Raw genomic sequence first — 15,481 nt, 5'->3', positions numbered from 1 at the left:
CTTCATGCCCCTCGGAGGCACCTGATGCACCCCCGTACCCACACCCGTGCCCTTCTCGCCGCAACCCTGGTTCTCGGCGTCGTGTGCGGCCCGGCCGCCCCGGCGTTCGCAAGCACTTTCGCCGCGCCGGCGGTCGCGGGCACCTCCACCGCCCCGGACGCCGCGGCCCGCCCGCACGACGCCCCGGACGCCGACGCGCTGCGCGCGGCGATCAGCGGGCTGCCGAATGCCGACGCCACCGCCGCGCTCGTCCGGGTCGGCGGCGGCGACGGCGGCTGGCGGGGCAGTGCGGGCGTGCACGATCTGGTCTCCGGCCGCCCCGCCGACCCCGACGCCCGCTTCCGGGCGGGGTCGGTGACCAAGGTGTTCACGGCGGCCACGGTCCTCCAGCTGGCGGACGAGGGCGCGATCGCCCTGGACCGTACGGCCCGGCACTACCTCCCGGACCTGATCCCGGCACGGTACGGGCGGGTCACCGTGGGCCAGCTCCTCAACCACACCAGCGGCATCCCGGCCGCCGGCCTGCCGGGCGGCGACACCGTCGAGGAGCGGTACGCTCACCGCTTCGACCTGCACACCCCGCGCGAAATGGCCGCCTCCGCGATGGCGAAGGAGCGGGAGTTCGCGCCGGGCCGCAGCCAGCACTACCTCAACATCAACTACACCGTGCTGGGGCTGCTGATCGAGAAGGTCACCGGCGACGCGTACGCGGACCAGGTCGGCGCGCGCATCCTGCGCCCGCTCGGGCTGCGCTCCACCTCCTACCCGGGGACCGACCCCCGTATCCAGGGCCCCCACAACCGCGGCTACCAGGTCTTCGAGAAGCCCGGCGGCGGTACGGAGCTGAGGGACGTGTCGGTGTGGGGGGCGACCGACGGGTGGGCGGCGGGGGACATCATCTCCACCACCGCCGATCTGGAGCGCTTCACGAAGGCCCTGTTCCGGGGGCAGGTGGTGCGCGGGCCGCTGCTGGAGGAGATGTTCACACTGCCGGACCCGTCGGTGCGCGACCACGGATCGGGGAAGCCCGCCCAGTACAGCGCGGGGCTTTCCGTGATGACGCTGGGCGGCCGCCAGGTCTGGGGGAAGACGGGGGGCCGCTGGGGCTACAACTCCGTGGTGGCGGCCACGCGTGATCTGTCCCGGACCCTGGTCTACAGCGTCAACGCGACGGACGCGAAGGGGCAGGACGCGAACGCCACGGCGATGAAGCTCGTGGTGGCGGCCTTCGGCCCGCCGTCGGCCGGGTGATCCGGACCGCCGCCGGGCGGAGGACCCGGACAGCGGACGGCCGGGGCCCTGACCGCCGCCGTCCGGTGCGGCTCAGACCGCCGGGGCGGGCGCCGACGGCCCGGACGGCGATCCGCCCGTCACCTCTCCCGTCACCTCTCCCGCCGCCGCATCCGCCGCCGCATGCGCCGCCGCTTCCAGCCGCTTGATCAGCCGGCGCAGAAGCAGCAGCGGGATCACTCCGAAGACGCCGAAGGACATGTCGATCACCGTCCACCAGACGGGGATGTCCCGCAGGGGTCCGCAGATCAGGGCGAGCGGGATGATCCCCGCGCAGGCGATCATGCCGAACTCGATCACCCAGATGTTGCGGACCGGGTCACGGTAGGGGCCGTAGAACGCGACCGCGATGACGAGGTGGGCGAAGGCGAGCCAGTCGGTGCCGTACAGGACGAAGGGGTACGACGCGTCGGCCGCGTCGAGCCCTTCCCTGACCCGGGTGATCCACTCCATCAGGGACGGCAGGTGCTCGGGCACGGGCGAGGAGGCCAGGACGTCCTCGGCCCAGCGGAGTTCGGTGACGAGCGGGAAGGCGGTCAGCCCGCTCAGCACCAGACAGACGATGAAGATGACCAACCACACGCGGATGCGCCGCAAGAGGGCTCGCTCGCTCATGTCCGCAGCGTACGCCCATCATGAACGTGTTCAAAAACTGCTCCGGCCCACTCACAGCCCGACGATGGAGTTCCACTTCTTGGCGAAGCCGGTGCGCTCCTCGGACGTGATGTCGCGGGCGATCGCCAGCCGTCGGCGCATCGCGTCGTCGGGGAAGACGAGCGGGTCCTCGGCGAGCGCGGCCGTCTCCTCGTCCTTGGCGGAGGCCAGGATCTCCCGGGCGGCCGGGACCGGGCAGACGTAGTTGACCCAGGTGGCCAGTTCGGCCGCGACCTCCGGCCGGTAGTAGAAGTCGACCAGCTTCTCCGCGTTGCGCTTGTGCTCGGCGAGGTTGGGGATCATCAGCGACTCCGACCAGAGCTCGGCACCCTCCTCGGGCACCATGAACTCGATCTCCGGGTTGTCGGCCTGGAGCTGGATGACATCACCGGAGTACGCCTGACAGGCGAGCACATCACCGGTGGCCAGGTCCTTGATGTAGTCGTTGCCGGTGAAGCGGCGGATGTGCCGGGACTTCACCCGCTTCTCCACCTGCTCGCACATCAGATGGAAGTCGTCGGCCGTCCAACGGGTGATGTCGACGCCATTGCCCTGCATCAGCAGCGCGAACGACTCGTCCAGCCCGGACAGCAGGGTCACCTTCCCCCGCAGGTCGTCGGCCCACAGCTCGCCCGTGTGCCGGATCTCGCGGCCGAGCTTCTCGCGGTTGTACGCGATGCCGGTGATCCCGGACTGCCACGGAACACTGTGCCGCCGGCCCTCGTCGAACGCGGGCGAACGCAACTGCGGGTCGAGGTACTTGGCGACATTGGGCTGCCTCGCCCGGTCCATCTCCTGCACCCAGCCCAGACGTACGAAGCGGGCGGCCATCCAGTCGCTGATGACGATCAGGTCCCGGCCCGTCCGCTGGTGGTTCATCAGCGCCGGACTGATCTTCCCGAAGAACTCGTCGTTGTCGTTGATCTCCTCGGTGTACGTGACGGAGATCCCGGTCCGCCGTGTGAACGCGTCGAGGGTGGGCCGCTTCGACTCGTTCTCGTCGTCGGTGTCGATGTAGAGCGGCCAGTTGGCGAAGTGCAGGGAACGGTCGCGCCGCGAGCTGTCGCGTCCGGCCCGGTCCCCCGGCTCCACATAGGCTGCGGGCACTCCGCAGCCCGCCAGCGTGGCACCGGCCGCTCCCGCCCCGAGGGCGCGCAGCAGGGAACGGCGGGACATGGGGTTGTTCGGGATCGCTCGCACCTGCGCAGGATGCCGGTCGGGGGACGCGGCGGGCAATGGACCAACCGTCCAGCGCCACCCACCCGGTCCGCACACCCTGTCGATGGTGCGGGCACCCGGCCGCCGGAGGACGCGAAACGGCCCCGGGCCGGAGCCCGGGGCCGTAGCCTGCACCGCGATGTCCGCCGGGCGGTCTCAGTCGAGCGACGTCATGACGTGCTTGATCCGGGTGTAGTCCTCGAAGCCGTACGCGGAGAGGTCCTTGCCGTATCCGGACTTCTTGAACCCGCCGTGCGGCATCTCGGCGACGAGCGGGATGTGAGTGTTGATCCACACGCAGCCGAAGTCGAGGTTCTTGGACATCCGCATCGCGCGGGAGTGGTCCTTGGTCCACACCGAGGACGCCAGCGCGTACTCGACGCCGTTCGCGTACTCCAGGGCCTGGGCCTCGTCGGTGAACGACTGGACCGTGATGACCGGGCCGAAGACCTCGTTCTGGATGATCTCGTCGTCCTGCTTGAGCCCGGAGACGACGGTCGGGGCGTAGAAGTAGCCCTTCTCACCGACCCGGTGGCCACCGGCCTCGACCTTGGCGTGCGCGGGGAGGCGCTCGATGAAGCCGCTGACCTGCTTCAGCTGGTTGGCGTTGTTCAGCGGGCCGTACAGCACGTCCTCGTCGTCCGGCTGCCCGGTCTTCGTGTCGGCGGCGGCCTTGGCGAGCGCGGTGACGAACTCGTCGTGGATGGACTCGTGGACCAGCACGCGGGTCGCGGCCGTACAGTCCTGGCCCGCGTTGAAGTAGCCCGCGCCGGAGATGCCCTCGACGGCCTTGGCGATGTCGCTGTCCTCGAAGACCACGGCGGGCGCCTTGCCACCGAGCTCCAGGTGGACGCGCTTGACGTCCTTGGCCGCGGACTCGGCGACCTGCATGCCGGCCCGTACCGAACCGGTGATGGAGGCCATCGCCGGGGTCGGGTGCTCGACCATCGCACGGCCGGTGTCCCGGTCGCCGCAGATGACGTTGAAGACGCCCTTGGGGAGGATCTGGCCGATGATCTCGGCGATCAGCACAGTCGACGCCGGGGTGGTGTCGGACGGCTTGATGACGACGGTGTTGCCCGCGGCGAGCGCCGGGGCGAACTTCCACACAGCCATCATCATCGGGTAGTTCCACGGCGCCACCTGCGCGCAGACCCCGACCGGCTCACGCCGGACGATGGAGGTGAGGCCCTCCATGTACTCGCCGGCCGAGCGGCCTTCGAGCATCCGGGCGGCGCCCGCGAAGAAGCGGATCTGGTCCACCATCGGCGGGACCTCTTCGGTACGGGTGAGCTCCAGCGGCTTGCCGGTGTTCTCCGACTCGGCCGCGATCAGGTCCTCGGCCCGCTCCTCGAAGGCGTCCGCGATCTTCAGCAGGGCCTTCTGGCGCTCCGCGGGCGTGACGTCACGCCAGGCGGGGAACGCGGCGGCAGCGGCGTCCATGGCGGCATCGACATCGGCCTGACCGGAGAGCGGGGAGGTCGCGTAGACCTCTTCCGTCACCGGGTTGACCACATCAATGGTCCGCCCGTCCGCGGCGTCCCGGAACTCTCCGTTGATGTAGTTGCGCAGACGGCGCACCTCGGTGGTCACAACCACCCCTCCTGTCGGCTGTCCGATGGGTGAGATGTCCACCCTAATCGTTCCGGTGACGCTTTCGACATACCCACCCGCCGGGAACTTCGGATTCAGTGAGATCCAGACCCTCAAACAACGAATTTCATCGATTTGGGGTTGCGAGACAGACGAGTCTCGGTGCAGAGTGAGTTCGTGGCCAGTCGCAGCGCAGACTCCAGGACAGGGAACGGATCGTCCCCAGCGGTCGATGCCGTCTCCCTCGCAATCATCGAGCAGCTCCAGGAGGACGGGCGTCGTCCGTACGCCGCGATCGGCAAGGCCGTCGGCCTCTCCGAAGCCGCCGTGCGCCAGCGCGTCCAGAAGCTGCTCGATCAGGGCGTGATGCAGATCGTCGCCGTCACGGACCCGCTCACCGTGGGCCTGCGGCGGCAGGCGATGGTCGGCATCAACGTCGAGGGCGACCTCGACCCCGTGGCAGAGGCCCTGTCGGCCATGGCCGAGTGCGAGTACGTGGTGATGACCGCGGGCTCGTTCGACCTGATGGTGGAGATCGTCTGCGAGGACGACGACCACCTGCTGGAGACGATCAACAAGCGCATCCGGGCCATACCCGGCGTTCGCTCCACCGAGAGCTTCGTCTACCTCAAGCTCAAGAAGCAGACCTATATGTGGGGAACCCGATAGCCGTGAGCAAGGACCTCAGCCGAACCGCGTACGACCACCTGTGGATGCACTTCACCCGCATGTCGGACTACGAGAACGCCCCCGTTCCCACCATCGTGCGGGGTGAGGGCACCTACATCTACGACGACCAGGGCAAGCGGTACCTCGACGGCCTCTCCGGCCTGTTCGTGGTCAACGCCGGTCACGGCCGTCACGAGCTCGCCGAGACGGCGTACAAGCAGGCGCAGGAGCTGGCCTTCTTCCCGGTGTGGTCCTACGCCCACCCGAAGGCCGTCGAGCTGGCCGAGCGGCTGGCCGACTACGCGCCGGGCGACCTCAACAAGGTCTTCTTCACCACCGGTGGCGGCGAGGCCGTCGAGACCGCCTGGAAGCTGGCCAAGCAGTACTTCAAGCTCCAGGGCAAGCCGACCAAGTACAAGGTCATCTCGCGCGCCGTCGCCTACCACGGCACCCCGCAGGGCGCCCTGTCGATCACCGGTCTGCCGGCCCTGAAGGCCCCCTTCGAGCCGCTGGTCCCCGGCGCGCACAAGGTGCCGAACACCAACATCTACCGCGCCCCGCTCTTCGGTGACGACCCGGTGGCCTTCGGCCGCTGGGCCGCCGACCAGATCGAGCAGGAGATCCTCTTCGAGGGCCCGGAGACCGTCGCCGCGGTGTTCCTGGAGCCCGTGCAGAACGCCGGCGGCTGCTTCCCGCCGCCGCCCGGATACTTCCAGCGGGTCCGCGAGATCTGCGACAAGTACGACGTGCTGCTCGTCTCCGACGAGGTCATCTGCGCCTTCGGCCGGCTCGGCACAATGTTCGCCTGCGACAAGTTCGGCTACGTGCCGGACATGATCACCTGCGCCAAGGGCATGACCTCCGGGTACTCCCCGATAGGAGCCTGCATCGTCTCGGACCGGATCGCGGAGCCGTTCTACCAGGGCGGCAACACCTTCCTGCACGGCTACACCTTCGGCGGCCACCCGGTCTCCGCCGCGGTCGGCCTCGCCAACCTCGACATCTTCGAGCGCGAGGGCCTCAACCAGCACGTCCTCGACAACGAGAACGCGTTCCTGACGACGCTGCAGAAGCTGCACGACCTGCCGATCGTCGGCGACGTCCGCGGCAACGGCTTCTTCTACGGCATCGAGCTCGTGAAGGACAAGGTCACCAAGGAGACCTTCACCGACGAGGAGACCGAGCGCGTCCTGTACGGCTTCCTCTCCAAGGCGCTGTACGACAACGGTCTGTACTGCCGGGCCGACGACCGCGGCGACCCGGTCATCCAGCTCGCGCCGCCGCTGATCTCCGACCAGTCGACGTTCGACGAGATCGAGGGCGTCCTGAGGACCGTCCTGACGGAGGCGTGGACGAAGCTCTGACCGACGCCACGCCCACCGGATGATCATCATCCGGCGGTCATTTCATACGGTCCACGCGGCCCGGATGAGCCCTTTCGAGTGAGAAGCGGCGCATCCGGGCCGCGTGCTGTGCGCACACCCCGGTCCGACTACCTACGGTGCCCAGTGACCGATCGGCCGCGTCTTCGTTCCCCCGTACGGGGGAACGGGAAAACTGATCTGAACCGAGGTGTACGCCATGGTGGCCCCGCCGGACAACGACGTGATCTGGGCGCGTTCCCTGCACCACTCCCACAACGGCTCGCCCGGCCTCGGCGGTGTCTCCCTCGGCATCCGCGACGGCGAGGTCCTGGCCGTGACCGGCCCGCGCGGCAGCGGGAAGTCGACCCTGCTGCGCTGCCTCTCCGGTCAGCTGGTGCCCCAGCAGGGCGAGGTGTGGTTCAACAGCGTCCCCGTGCACACCATGGGCCCCAGGCTCCGCGAGCGGCTGCGGCGCGACCGCTTCGGCTGGATCGCCTCCGACCCGCAGCTCGTCCCCGAGCTGACCACCTGGGAGAACGCGGCCCTCCCGCTGCTGCTGCGCGGTGTCTCGCACCGGGCGGCCAAGAAGACCGCGCTGGAGTGGCTGGACCGCCTCGACATCGGCGTGGTCGCCAGGAAGCGCCCGCACGCCCTGCTCCAGGCACAGCGCCAGCGGATCTCCGTCGCCCGGGCCCTGGCGGCGTCACCGTCCGTGATCTTCGCCGACGAGCCGACCGCGACGCTGCACCGGGCCGACCGCACCCAGCTCCTGCGCACCCTCACCACGGCTGCCCGCTCGCACGGCATCACGGTCGTCCTGGCCACCCACGACGTCGAGATCGCCGACCTCGCCGACCGCATCGTCCCGCTGCTGGACGGCCGCCGCGTCGCCACCGTCACTCTGCCCGCCGTATCGGATACGGAAGGCCGCTCGGCGTGCTCGCTCTCCGTCTGACCCGCGGTACCCATCCGCTGGTGCTGGTGCGGCGGCTGCTGGTCGCCGCCGCGTCGGCCGGGGTCGGCTTCCTGCTGCTGTGCACCCTGGGGTACGCCTCCGGGCACCCGGCGCACGCCGCCGCCTCGGTGCTCCGGCTGCTGTGGTGCTTCGTACCGTTGGTGGCCGCCGTGCAGTTCGCGGTCGCGGTGGCCCGTACGGACCCGAGCACCCGCCCGCGCTCCGGGCTCTCCGCCGTCGGCCTCGGCCCGGTCAAGCTCTCCGTGCTCGCCGCGGTCTCGACGGCCGTGTCCACCACGCTCGGCTCGATGGTGGCCCTGCTCCTCTTCCTGCACCTGCGCGGCGATCTGACGGGGCTCCCGTTCGACGGCGGCGCCGCGGAACTCCTCGGCGCGGAAGCCCCGTTGCCGCTCGCCGCAGCGCTCACGCTGCTGGCCCTGGTACCGGTGGCCTCGGCGACGGCGAGTGCGCTCGCACTGCGGGCCCGGCCGTCGGCGACGACACCCGAGACCTTCGAGGCGTTCGAGGCACCGGAAGCACCGGACCCGGCGCCGACGCCCGCCGGGCTGCCTTGGGGCGTGGCGCTGACGGCCGCCGGGCTCGCGGTCGAGGCGTACACCAGCCGGGGCTCGGCGGGCAGCGCGTTCCCACTGCCCGGCAGGCTCGACTCCACCCCGGCCGCGGTCCTGGCGGGCTGGACCCTCACCGCGATCGGCCTGGCCATGGCCGGGCCCGGGCTCACCCACCTCTGCGGGCGGCTGCTCCAGGCGGTGCGCCCCGGCGCCGTACGCCTGCTGGCGGGCCGGGTCCTGATGGACGAGGCGCGCCGGATCGGCCGTCCCCTCGGTATCGTCTGCGCGGTGCTCTCCGCGGTGATCGCGGCAGCGACGCTGTACGGGTCGGGCCCGCACTCCTTCGGTCCGCTGACCGCGCTCGGGGCGGTCCTCGTCCTCGGCTGCACGACGGCGACCCTGCTGACTTCGGCGCTGGAGGCCAAACAGGCCCGCGCCCGGACGGCCGACGCACTGCTCAGGATGGGCGCCCCGGCCTCGGCACTGCGATCCGCCACCGCGCTGCGCGCGGGGGTGCTGCTGATCGTGTTCGCCCCGCTGACCTGGGTGATCGCGGAGCTGGCAGCACTGCCGCTGACGAGCTGACCCGTGACGGGCGAGGCCGGCGGCGTCCGGTCGGGTGGTGTGCGGGGCGGTGCGCCGGACAGCGGTGGAAGGCCTGACGTCCGGCGTCGGGATACACGCGGGCGCCGGAGCGCGCGGGCGCCGGAGCCCCCGGCCGGCGGTTTCAGAGCACCAAGTGGTGGGCCAGCGTGTCGAAGAACGCCTCCCAGCCGTCCTCGGCCGCCGCGTACTGCTCCGCCGTGAGATTGCCGCCGCGCTGCCGGAAGACCACCTCGGTCGACCGGTCGCCGAGCTCGGTGAAGGTGGCGGTCACGACTTCGCCCTCGATGCCGGGGGGTGCCGAGGCGTCCTTGAGCGTGAAGACCAGGCGCTCGGGGGCGATCACCTCGCGGTAGACCCCGTGGAAGGGCATCTCGGTGCCCGGCACCACGATGACCAGGCTCCAGGCGCCGCCGGGCCGGACATCCATCGACACCCGGTCGAGCGGCACCTCCGCGTCGGCGCCGTACCAGGCCGCGAAGTCCTCGGGGGTCGTCCACGCCTCGAAGACGCGTTCCCTCGGAGCCTCGAAGACGCGGGTGATGTCGATGCCCTCGCGGGCCGAGTCGCTCATGGTCGCGGTCCTTCCGAAGTCGCTCCGGTACCCGTGGTGCTCGGACGCGCCCATGAGGTACCGCCTCCAGCTTGCACGGCGCACGCCTGCCTGTCGCGACAGGCAGGCGTGCGCTGCTCGGGGCCTCACGGCTCATGGCTGGTGGCTCTTGGTGGTGGCTCGTGGCTCGTGGTGGTGCGTGGCCTTGCAGGGCTGTGGAGCGGCCAGAAGCGGTGAGGGCGGTTATGGAGGGACGAGCCGATCACATCTGGTCACACCCGGTCACTCGTGATTACGAATGAAGGAGCGCCGCGAGCGTGTCGTAGGCCTGGTCCCACCCCCACTCCTGGCGCACCCAGGCCCGGCCCTTCTCCCCCATCGCCGTCGCCGCCCCGCGGTCCCGCAGCAGTCCGACGAGCCGGGCGGCCACGGCCGGGATGTCCCTGCCGTCGACAAGATGCCCCGTCTCCCCGTCGCGCACGGTGTCCGGCGCACCGCCCGAATCGCCGACGAGGACGGGCAGCCCCGCGGCGGCGGCTTCCAGGAAGACGATGCCGAGCCCTTCGACCTCCAGGCCGCGGCGGCGCGTACGGCAGGGCATCGCGAAGACGTCGGCGGCCGCGTAGTGGTCCGGCATCGCCGCGTGGGGCTGACCGCCCGCCATGATCACGGCGTCCCCGACCCCGACGGCCCCGGCCAGACGGTGCAGGGAGCGGGCGTACGGTCCGTCTCCGGTCAGCAGGAGCACGGCTCCGGGAACCGCCCGCCGCACGGCGGGCAGGGCCCGGATCAGCGTGTCCTGGCCCTTGCGCGGGACGAGCCTGGCGGCGCACAGGATCACCGGACGGTCGCCCAGCCCGTAGCGTTCCCGGACGCTGCCGGGGCCGTGCCGCTCCCCCTGCCGCACCCGGAACGCCTCGGGGTCGACGCCCGGCGCGAGGCGCACCATCCGGCCGGCGGCGGCGGGGCCGACCGCGGCGGCGATCGGCGCCCTGGTGGCCGCGCCGAGGTAGGTCAGGGCATCGGTACGGGCCCCGATCAGGCGCAGCAGGGAGCGGGCGCCCGGCGTGCGGGCCCACCACACCTCATGGCCGTGGGTGGTGGCGACGGCCCGCCGCACCCCGGCCCCGCGGCGCAGCCGGTCCGCCATCAGGCCGAGCGGAGCGGCTGCCCCGAACCACACGCTGTCGCAGCCGTGGCGCCGGGCGAGCTCGACGGACCGGTCGGCGACGCGCGCGGTGGGCAGCAGCATCCGGGCCGGATCGCGGACCACCGGGTACGGGAGCGCCGCGTCGTGGGCGGCGGAGCCGGGTTCGGCGGAGGTGTGGACGACAACGGAGTCGGCGGGAAAGCGGCTGGTCATGGCGTGGACGAAGGTCTCTATGCCGCCCTGGCGCGGCGGGAAGTCGTTGGTGACGACAAGGGTGCGGCGGCGGGTCAACGGAGGACCTTTCGTACGGGCCGGTGGAGGGGCGCGGTGGTGGTGCGGGAGCGGATCACGGTGGTGCGTAGGCGCGCGGCGGTGGTGCGGAGGCGCGCGGTGCGCAGGAGCGTGGCGCGGCCGGGCATGGTGCGAGTGGCTGCCCACACGGCGAGGACCAGCGGGTGCACGAGGTACCCGAAGCGGGTGGCCGGCATGAACGCGATGGCCGGCAGCAGCCCGAGCGCGAGCCGCAGCGCGGCGGCGGACGCCGTCCTCGGGGGGCGTACGAGCAGGGAGACGCACACCAGCAGGGCGCTCGCGGCGAGCAGCAGGACGGCGAGGGTCCGGCCGCCCGGCACGTAGGTGGCGAGCAGATGGCCCGGCAGAGGGCTGGCCGCGCTGGAGACCGCGTCGGTGAGGCCGAGCGGGAAGGCGACGACATGGGCGTGGAAGGCGCCGGGATCACGGAGGGCCGCCGGAAGGACGAGCGCCACGGCGGTGACCACCGCGGCGGCCCCGCAGCGCAGCGCGGCGAACGGCCCCGCCCCCGCTGCCCGGCACGCAGCGGGCCCCTGGCGCGTGCCGGGTGTCCGCCGTGCGGCGCCCGTCCCGCGTAGGACGGGTTCCCGGTGCGCCCCCGGTGCCCGGCGCATCACCGCCAGGAGCACCACGGCGACCGGCAGGGCGGGCCAGGCCGTCCACTTGAGGGCGGCGGCCAGACCGAGCACCAGCCCGGCGCGCCCGGCCCTGCCCCGCCCCGCCTGCGCGAGCCCCAGACACATCAGCCCCGCGACGGGCAGGTCGACGCCGCCGACGGCGAGCGGCAGGGCGACCAGGGGACAGGCGGCGAGCCACCCCACGTACGGCCACCGCCCCCGCCCCGCCGGGAGGGCGAGCGCGAACGCGCCGATGAAGGCGGCGCCCATCCACAGTCGCGGATCGGTGGCCGGCGACGCCCCGAGCAGCGCTTGCGGCAGACCGAAGGCCGCCATGCCGGGGAGGTACGGATTGAAGTCCTCCACCCCCGTGGGCAGTGCGCTGTACGGGGTCCCCTCCGACAGCAGGAGGCCCGCCGAGCGAGCGACGACCTCGACCTCCAGCTGTGCGCGGCCCAGGACGACGAGCACCAGCAGCGGCAGGACCGCGGAGCCGGCCGCGGCCACCGCGACGACCGTCCGGACGCCGCGGCCGCGGGCGCACAGCCAGGCCGCGGCCAGATATCCGGCCGCGCTCGTCACTCCCCAGACGCGGTGGGGGGTGAGTGCGGAGAAGGCCGCGAGCCCCAGGGCGGCGACGGCACAGAACGTCCACCACCCGGGACCGTCGTACACCCCGATCCCGGCACGCCCCCAACGCCGTGTACGGACATGGCTCCGCGGCCGAACACGGCTCCGTGCACCGGACCGGACCCGGTCGACCCCCATGAAGAATGCTGCTGCGCCCATGCATCCGAGGCTAGGAACGGCCTGGTCACCGGGCGTCACACCACCATCCGGTCTTCGGACTCAACCCGTGGCATGAGACGGGACGGGGAATTCCACCCGTGCTCCGATGCGTCTCCACCCGGTGGTGCCGAAGAATCACCGTATGAGCCGCACGACCCCCGCCGCCCCGGCCCCGCACCCGCCCACGGCCCGCGCCCCTTCCCCGCGGGTACGGCAGCGAGCCCGGGACCGGATTCGGCAGCGGGTGCGCCGCTGGTCGGCGGCGCCCGCGTACCCCTGGCTGACCGGAGCCGCGCTGACCCTCTTCGCGCTGGGGGAGCTGGTCGTCGTACCGGGCTCGGCCATCACCTCCTTCGGCGTGCTGGTCTGCACGGCGTCGCTGATGTGGCGCGGTTCCCGGCCCGCCGTCGGCCTCCTGACGGTCGGTGCGGCGCTGCTCAGTTTCGCGACCGACGGCAACATGGCGTACGCGACGGTGGCCGGTGCGCTGATCGGCTGCTACACCCTGGGGCGGCACCGTGTGCAGCATCCGGCGCTGCTCGTGCTCGGCGGGGCGCTGGCCTCGCTCACCGTCAATCTCGTCCACATCGACCGCTGGGCGCGCGCCGGCTCCCCGGGGCTGCCCGCGCTCCAGGGCAGCGACCGCTTCAGCCTCGGGCTGTACGCCGAGACGATGGCGCTGACGGTGGCGATCCTGGGGGCGGTGAGTATGGGGGACGCGGTCCGGGCCCGCGAGGAGACGCGGCACGAGCGGGCCGCCGCCCAGTCCCGGCTGCTGGCGATGGAGCGGCGCCAGGCGGCCGAGGCGGAACGGGCCGCCATCGCCCGGGAGTTGCACGACATGGTCGCCCACTCGGTCTCGATGATCGCGGTGCAGGCCGAGAGCGCGACGTACACGACACCGGATCTCTCCCCGCAGGCCCGCGACGCCTTCCAGCAGATCGCCGGGACGGCCCGGTCCTCGATGACGGAGCTGCGCAGGCTGCTGGGGGTGCTGCGGACGGAGAAGGCGACCGCGGCACTGACCGCGCCGCAGCCGTCGCTGGCCGGCATCGGCGAGCTGCTGGACCAGCACCGCGCGGTGGGGGGCACGGCCGAACTGCACATCAGCGGCGAGGCGATACCGCTGCCCGCCTCCTGGGAGCTGTCGGCGTACCGGATCGCGCAGGAGGCCCTGACGAACACCCGCCGTCACGCGCCGGGGGCCCATGCGGTCGTGGAGATCGGCTACCGGCCGGGCCTGCTGACGGTCCGGGTCAGCGACGACGGACCGGGACCCGTCCCGGCAACGGCCGACCGCGGCAACGGCCATGGTCTGGTGGGCATGGGCGAGCGGGCCGCCCTGCTCGGCGGCCGGCTCACCACCGGCCGGGGTCCCGCCGGTGGCTTTCTCGTGGAGGCGGAACTGCCGTGGTGATCCGGGTACTGGTGGCCGACGACCAGGCGGTCGTACGGACCGCCTTCTCCAATCTGCTGAGCACGCAGGAGGACATCGAGGTGGTGGGCGAGGCCGAGGACGGGGAGCAGGCCGTCCGGGGCGCCGCCGAACACCGGCCCGATCTGGTGCTGCTGGACATCCGCATGCCCCGGCTGAACGGTATCGAGGCGGCCCGGGAGATCGTCGCCGCCTCGGAAGGTGCCACCCGAGCGCTGATGCTGACGACGTTCGGCCTGGACGAGTATGTGTACGACGCACTGGCCGCGGGGGCGAGCGGCTTCCTGCTGAAGGACGCGACTTTTCCCGAACTGCTCCATGCCGTACGGGTGGTGGCCGACGGCCATGCGCTGCTCGCCCCCGAGATCACCGGACGGCTCATCGCGGAGTTCACCCGGCAGCGGGTGAGTGCTCCCCCGGTCCGCGATGTCGATGGCCTCACGGCCCGAGAGGCCGAAGTACTCGTGCTGATCGCGCAGGGCCTGTCGAACGGGGACATCGCCGAACGGCTCACCATCACGGACCACACGGTCAAGACCCATATCAACCGGCTCTTCACGAAAATGGAGCTGCGGGACCGGGCACAGGCGGTGATCCTGGCGTACGAACTGGGCCTGGTCGTCGCCGGTACGGGCCCCGCGTGAGGCCGCCCCTGCCCGCAGGGGCAGCGGTCCGTCACCCCTCCTGAGCCAGGACCACCGTCTCCGCCGCGTCGAAACCGACGCCCACGACCGCACCCTCCGGCGGGGTGTCCCGCAGGGCGCACTCCGCCTCCAGCTCCGGTCCGTCGTCGGGCCGCAGCCGCACCGCGACATGGTTCCCGCGGAACGTCCGCACCCCGACCGTGCAGCGCAACCCGTCCTCCGGGGCGCCGATCCGTACGCCTGCGGGACGGACCAGCAGGTCGCACCGGCCCTGGGGCGAACCCTCGGGCACCGGCACCTTGCCCCACGCCGTGCCGGCGGCCGTGCCGGTCACCGTCGCGTCCACCACGTTGTCGAAGCCCAGGAACCGGGCGACGAAAGCGGAGGCGGGCCGCTGCCAGACCTCCAACGGCGTACCCACCTGGGCGATCCGGCCGTCCCGCATGACGACGACCCGGTCTGCGAGCGCGAATGCCTCGCCCTGATCGTGGGTGACGGCCAGCACCGTCGTGCCCAAGCGGCCGAACAGCGTGCGCAGTTCGACCACGAGGCGTTCGCGCAGACTGCGGTCCAACTGGCCCAGCGGCTCGTCCAGCATCAGCAGTTTCGGGCGCGGGGCGAGCGCGCGGGCGAGGGCGACACGCTGCTGCTCACCGCCGGACAGCGCGGCGACCGCACGGCGCTCCGCCCCGGGCAGGCCCACCAGATCAAGGAGTTCCGCCACCTCGCGGCCCGTCTCGACGCGGCCGGACCCGTGCATCCGCAGCCCGAAGCCCACATTGGCGCCGACGTCGCGGTGCGGGAACAGCTGGTGGTCCTGGAACATCAGCCCGAGCCCGCGCCGGTGCACGGGCACCCCCTGCTGGTCGGCCCCGTCCAGCAGCACCCTGCCGCCGTCCATCGCCTGCAACCCGGCGACGACCCGCAGCAGGGTGGACTTCCCGCTGCCGCTCGGTCCGAGGACACACACGATCTCGTGGTCGGCGACCTCCAGATCCACGGTGTCCAGGGCAGCCCTCTTCCCGAACCGGACCGTGGCCGCTTCCAGCCTCAGCATGCGCAG

General features: G+C 72.0%; 13 protein-coding genes and 1 pseudogene. 7 read left to right on the top strand and 7 right to left on the bottom strand.

Going from position 1 to position 15,481, the window contains the following annotated elements; all coding sequences use genetic code 11:
- Positions 1-24 precede the first annotated feature (24 nt).
- Entirely contained in the window at positions 25-1,251 is a 1,227-nt protein-coding gene (locus OG251_RS29675) for a serine hydrolase domain-containing protein (protein ID WP_326679967.1), read from the top strand.
- A 72-nt stretch (positions 1,252-1,323) separates the two neighbouring features.
- On the opposite strand, the gene OG251_RS29670 is transcribed toward OG251_RS29675, so the two are convergent.
- The 3 genes from OG251_RS29670 to OG251_RS29660 form a co-directional block, all read right to left on the bottom strand.
- Positions 1,324-1,905, bottom strand: coding sequence for a hypothetical protein (locus OG251_RS29670; RefSeq protein WP_326679966.1), 582 nt, complete (start codon positions 1,903-1,905; stop codon positions 1,324-1,326).
- A gap of 51 nt (positions 1,906-1,956) precedes the next feature.
- Positions 1,957-3,120, bottom strand: coding sequence for a polyamine ABC transporter substrate-binding protein (locus OG251_RS29665; RefSeq protein ID WP_326681464.1), 1,164 nt, complete (start codon positions 3,118-3,120; stop codon positions 1,957-1,959).
- Positions 3,121-3,318: 198 nt separating this feature from the next.
- On the bottom strand, positions 3,319-4,755 hold the full coding sequence (locus OG251_RS29660; protein WP_073726796.1) for a gamma-aminobutyraldehyde dehydrogenase: 1,437 nt from the start codon (positions 4,753-4,755) through the stop codon (positions 3,319-3,321).
- Positions 4,756-4,932: 177 nt separating this feature from the next.
- Here OG251_RS29660 and OG251_RS29655 point away from each other — a divergent pair, with 177 nt between their 5' ends.
- The 4 genes and pseudogenes from OG251_RS29655 to OG251_RS29640 all read left to right on the top strand — a co-directional run bounded on the left by OG251_RS29655 (position 4,933) and on the right by OG251_RS29640 (position 8,900).
- Positions 4,933-5,424, top strand: coding sequence for an Lrp/AsnC family transcriptional regulator (locus OG251_RS29655; protein ID WP_187281839.1), 492 nt, complete (start codon positions 4,933-4,935; stop codon positions 5,422-5,424).
- Positions 5,409-6,788 (top strand): aspartate aminotransferase family protein, encoded by a 1,380-nt coding sequence (locus OG251_RS29650; RefSeq protein ID WP_326679965.1) that lies wholly within the window; start codon positions 5,409-5,411, stop codon positions 6,786-6,788. The genes OG251_RS29655 and OG251_RS29650 overlap by 16 nt, the downstream gene beginning before the upstream one ends.
- Before the next feature lie 301 nt (positions 6,789-7,089).
- Positions 7,090-7,743: pseudogene (locus OG251_RS29645) on the top strand (ABC transporter ATP-binding protein); the annotation flags it as partial.
- Positions 7,725-8,900, top strand: a complete 1,176-nt coding sequence (locus OG251_RS29640) for a hypothetical protein (RefSeq protein ID WP_326679963.1) — start codon at positions 7,725-7,727, stop codon at positions 8,898-8,900. The pseudogene OG251_RS29645 and the gene OG251_RS29640, both read left to right, overlap by 19 nt.
- 142 nt (positions 8,901-9,042) lie before the next feature.
- Here OG251_RS29640 and OG251_RS29635 read toward each other — a convergent pair whose 3' ends face one another.
- From OG251_RS29635 to OG251_RS29625, 3 genes are all read right to left on the bottom strand, one after another.
- Positions 9,043-9,492: an SRPBCC family protein gene (locus tag OG251_RS29635; protein ID WP_326679962.1), complete on the bottom strand. Its 450-nt coding sequence runs from the start codon at positions 9,490-9,492 to the stop codon at positions 9,043-9,045.
- 271 nt (positions 9,493-9,763) lie between these two features.
- Complete coding sequence (locus tag OG251_RS29630) at positions 9,764-10,912, bottom strand: glycosyltransferase family 4 protein (protein ID WP_326679961.1); 1,149 nt, start codon at positions 10,910-10,912, stop codon at positions 9,764-9,766.
- The gene (locus OG251_RS29625) at positions 10,909-12,339 is read right to left on the bottom strand and encodes a hypothetical protein (protein ID WP_326679960.1); all 1,431 of its coding nucleotides are present in this window, start codon (positions 12,337-12,339) and stop codon (positions 10,909-10,911) included. Before OG251_RS29625 ends, OG251_RS29630 begins: the two co-directional genes overlap by 4 nt.
- Positions 12,340-12,481: 142 nt before the next feature.
- Between OG251_RS29625 and OG251_RS29620 the strand changes: the two genes are divergently transcribed.
- Together OG251_RS29620 and OG251_RS29615 are read left to right on the top strand one after the other, a co-directional pair.
- Entirely contained in the window at positions 12,482-13,756 is a 1,275-nt protein-coding gene (locus OG251_RS29620; RefSeq protein ID WP_326679959.1) for a sensor histidine kinase, read from the top strand.
- Entirely contained in the window at positions 13,750-14,418 is a 669-nt protein-coding gene (locus tag OG251_RS29615) for a response regulator transcription factor (RefSeq protein WP_326679958.1), read from the top strand. Before OG251_RS29620 ends, OG251_RS29615 begins: the two co-directional genes overlap by 7 nt.
- A 31-nt stretch (positions 14,419-14,449) precedes the next feature.
- Here OG251_RS29615 and OG251_RS29610 read toward each other — a convergent pair whose 3' ends face one another.
- Entirely contained in the window at positions 14,450-15,475 is a 1,026-nt protein-coding gene (locus OG251_RS29610; protein WP_326679957.1) for an ABC transporter ATP-binding protein, read from the bottom strand.
- Positions 15,476-15,481: the final 6 nt, after the last annotated feature.

The sequence above is a fragment of the Streptomyces sp. NBC_01237 genome, assembly GCF_035917275.1.
Classification (GTDB): Bacteria; Actinomycetota; Actinomycetes; order Streptomycetales; family Streptomycetaceae; genus Streptomyces.
This window is presented reverse-complemented; position numbering and strand designations above follow the sequence as displayed.

Excerpts from the sequence above, each read along its gene's own strand:
- OG251_RS29675 (WP_326679967.1), top strand. The coding sequence starts at position 25 with ATGCACCCCCGTACCCACACCCGTGCCCTTCTCGCCGCAACCCTGGTT.
- OG251_RS29620 (WP_326679959.1), top strand. The coding sequence starts at position 12,482 with ATGAGCCGCACGACCCCCGCCGCCCCGGCCCCGCACCCGCCCACGGCC.
- OG251_RS29635 (WP_326679962.1), bottom strand. The coding sequence starts at position 9,492 with ATGAGCGACTCGGCCCGCGAGGGCATCGACATCACCCGCGTCTTCGAG.
- OG251_RS29665 (WP_326681464.1), bottom strand. The coding sequence starts at position 3,120 with ATGTCCCGCCGTTCCCTGCTGCGCGCCCTCGGGGCGGGAGCGGCCGGT.
- OG251_RS29625 (WP_326679960.1), bottom strand. The coding sequence starts at position 12,339 with ATGGGCGCAGCAGCATTCTTCATGGGGGTCGACCGGGTCCGGTCCGGT.
- OG251_RS29610 (WP_326679957.1), bottom strand. The coding sequence starts at position 15,475 with ATGCTGAGGCTGGAAGCGGCCACGGTCCGGTTCGGGAAGAGGGCTGCC.
- OG251_RS29670 (WP_326679966.1), bottom strand. The coding sequence starts at position 1,905 with ATGAGCGAGCGAGCCCTCTTGCGGCGCATCCGCGTGTGGTTGGTCATC.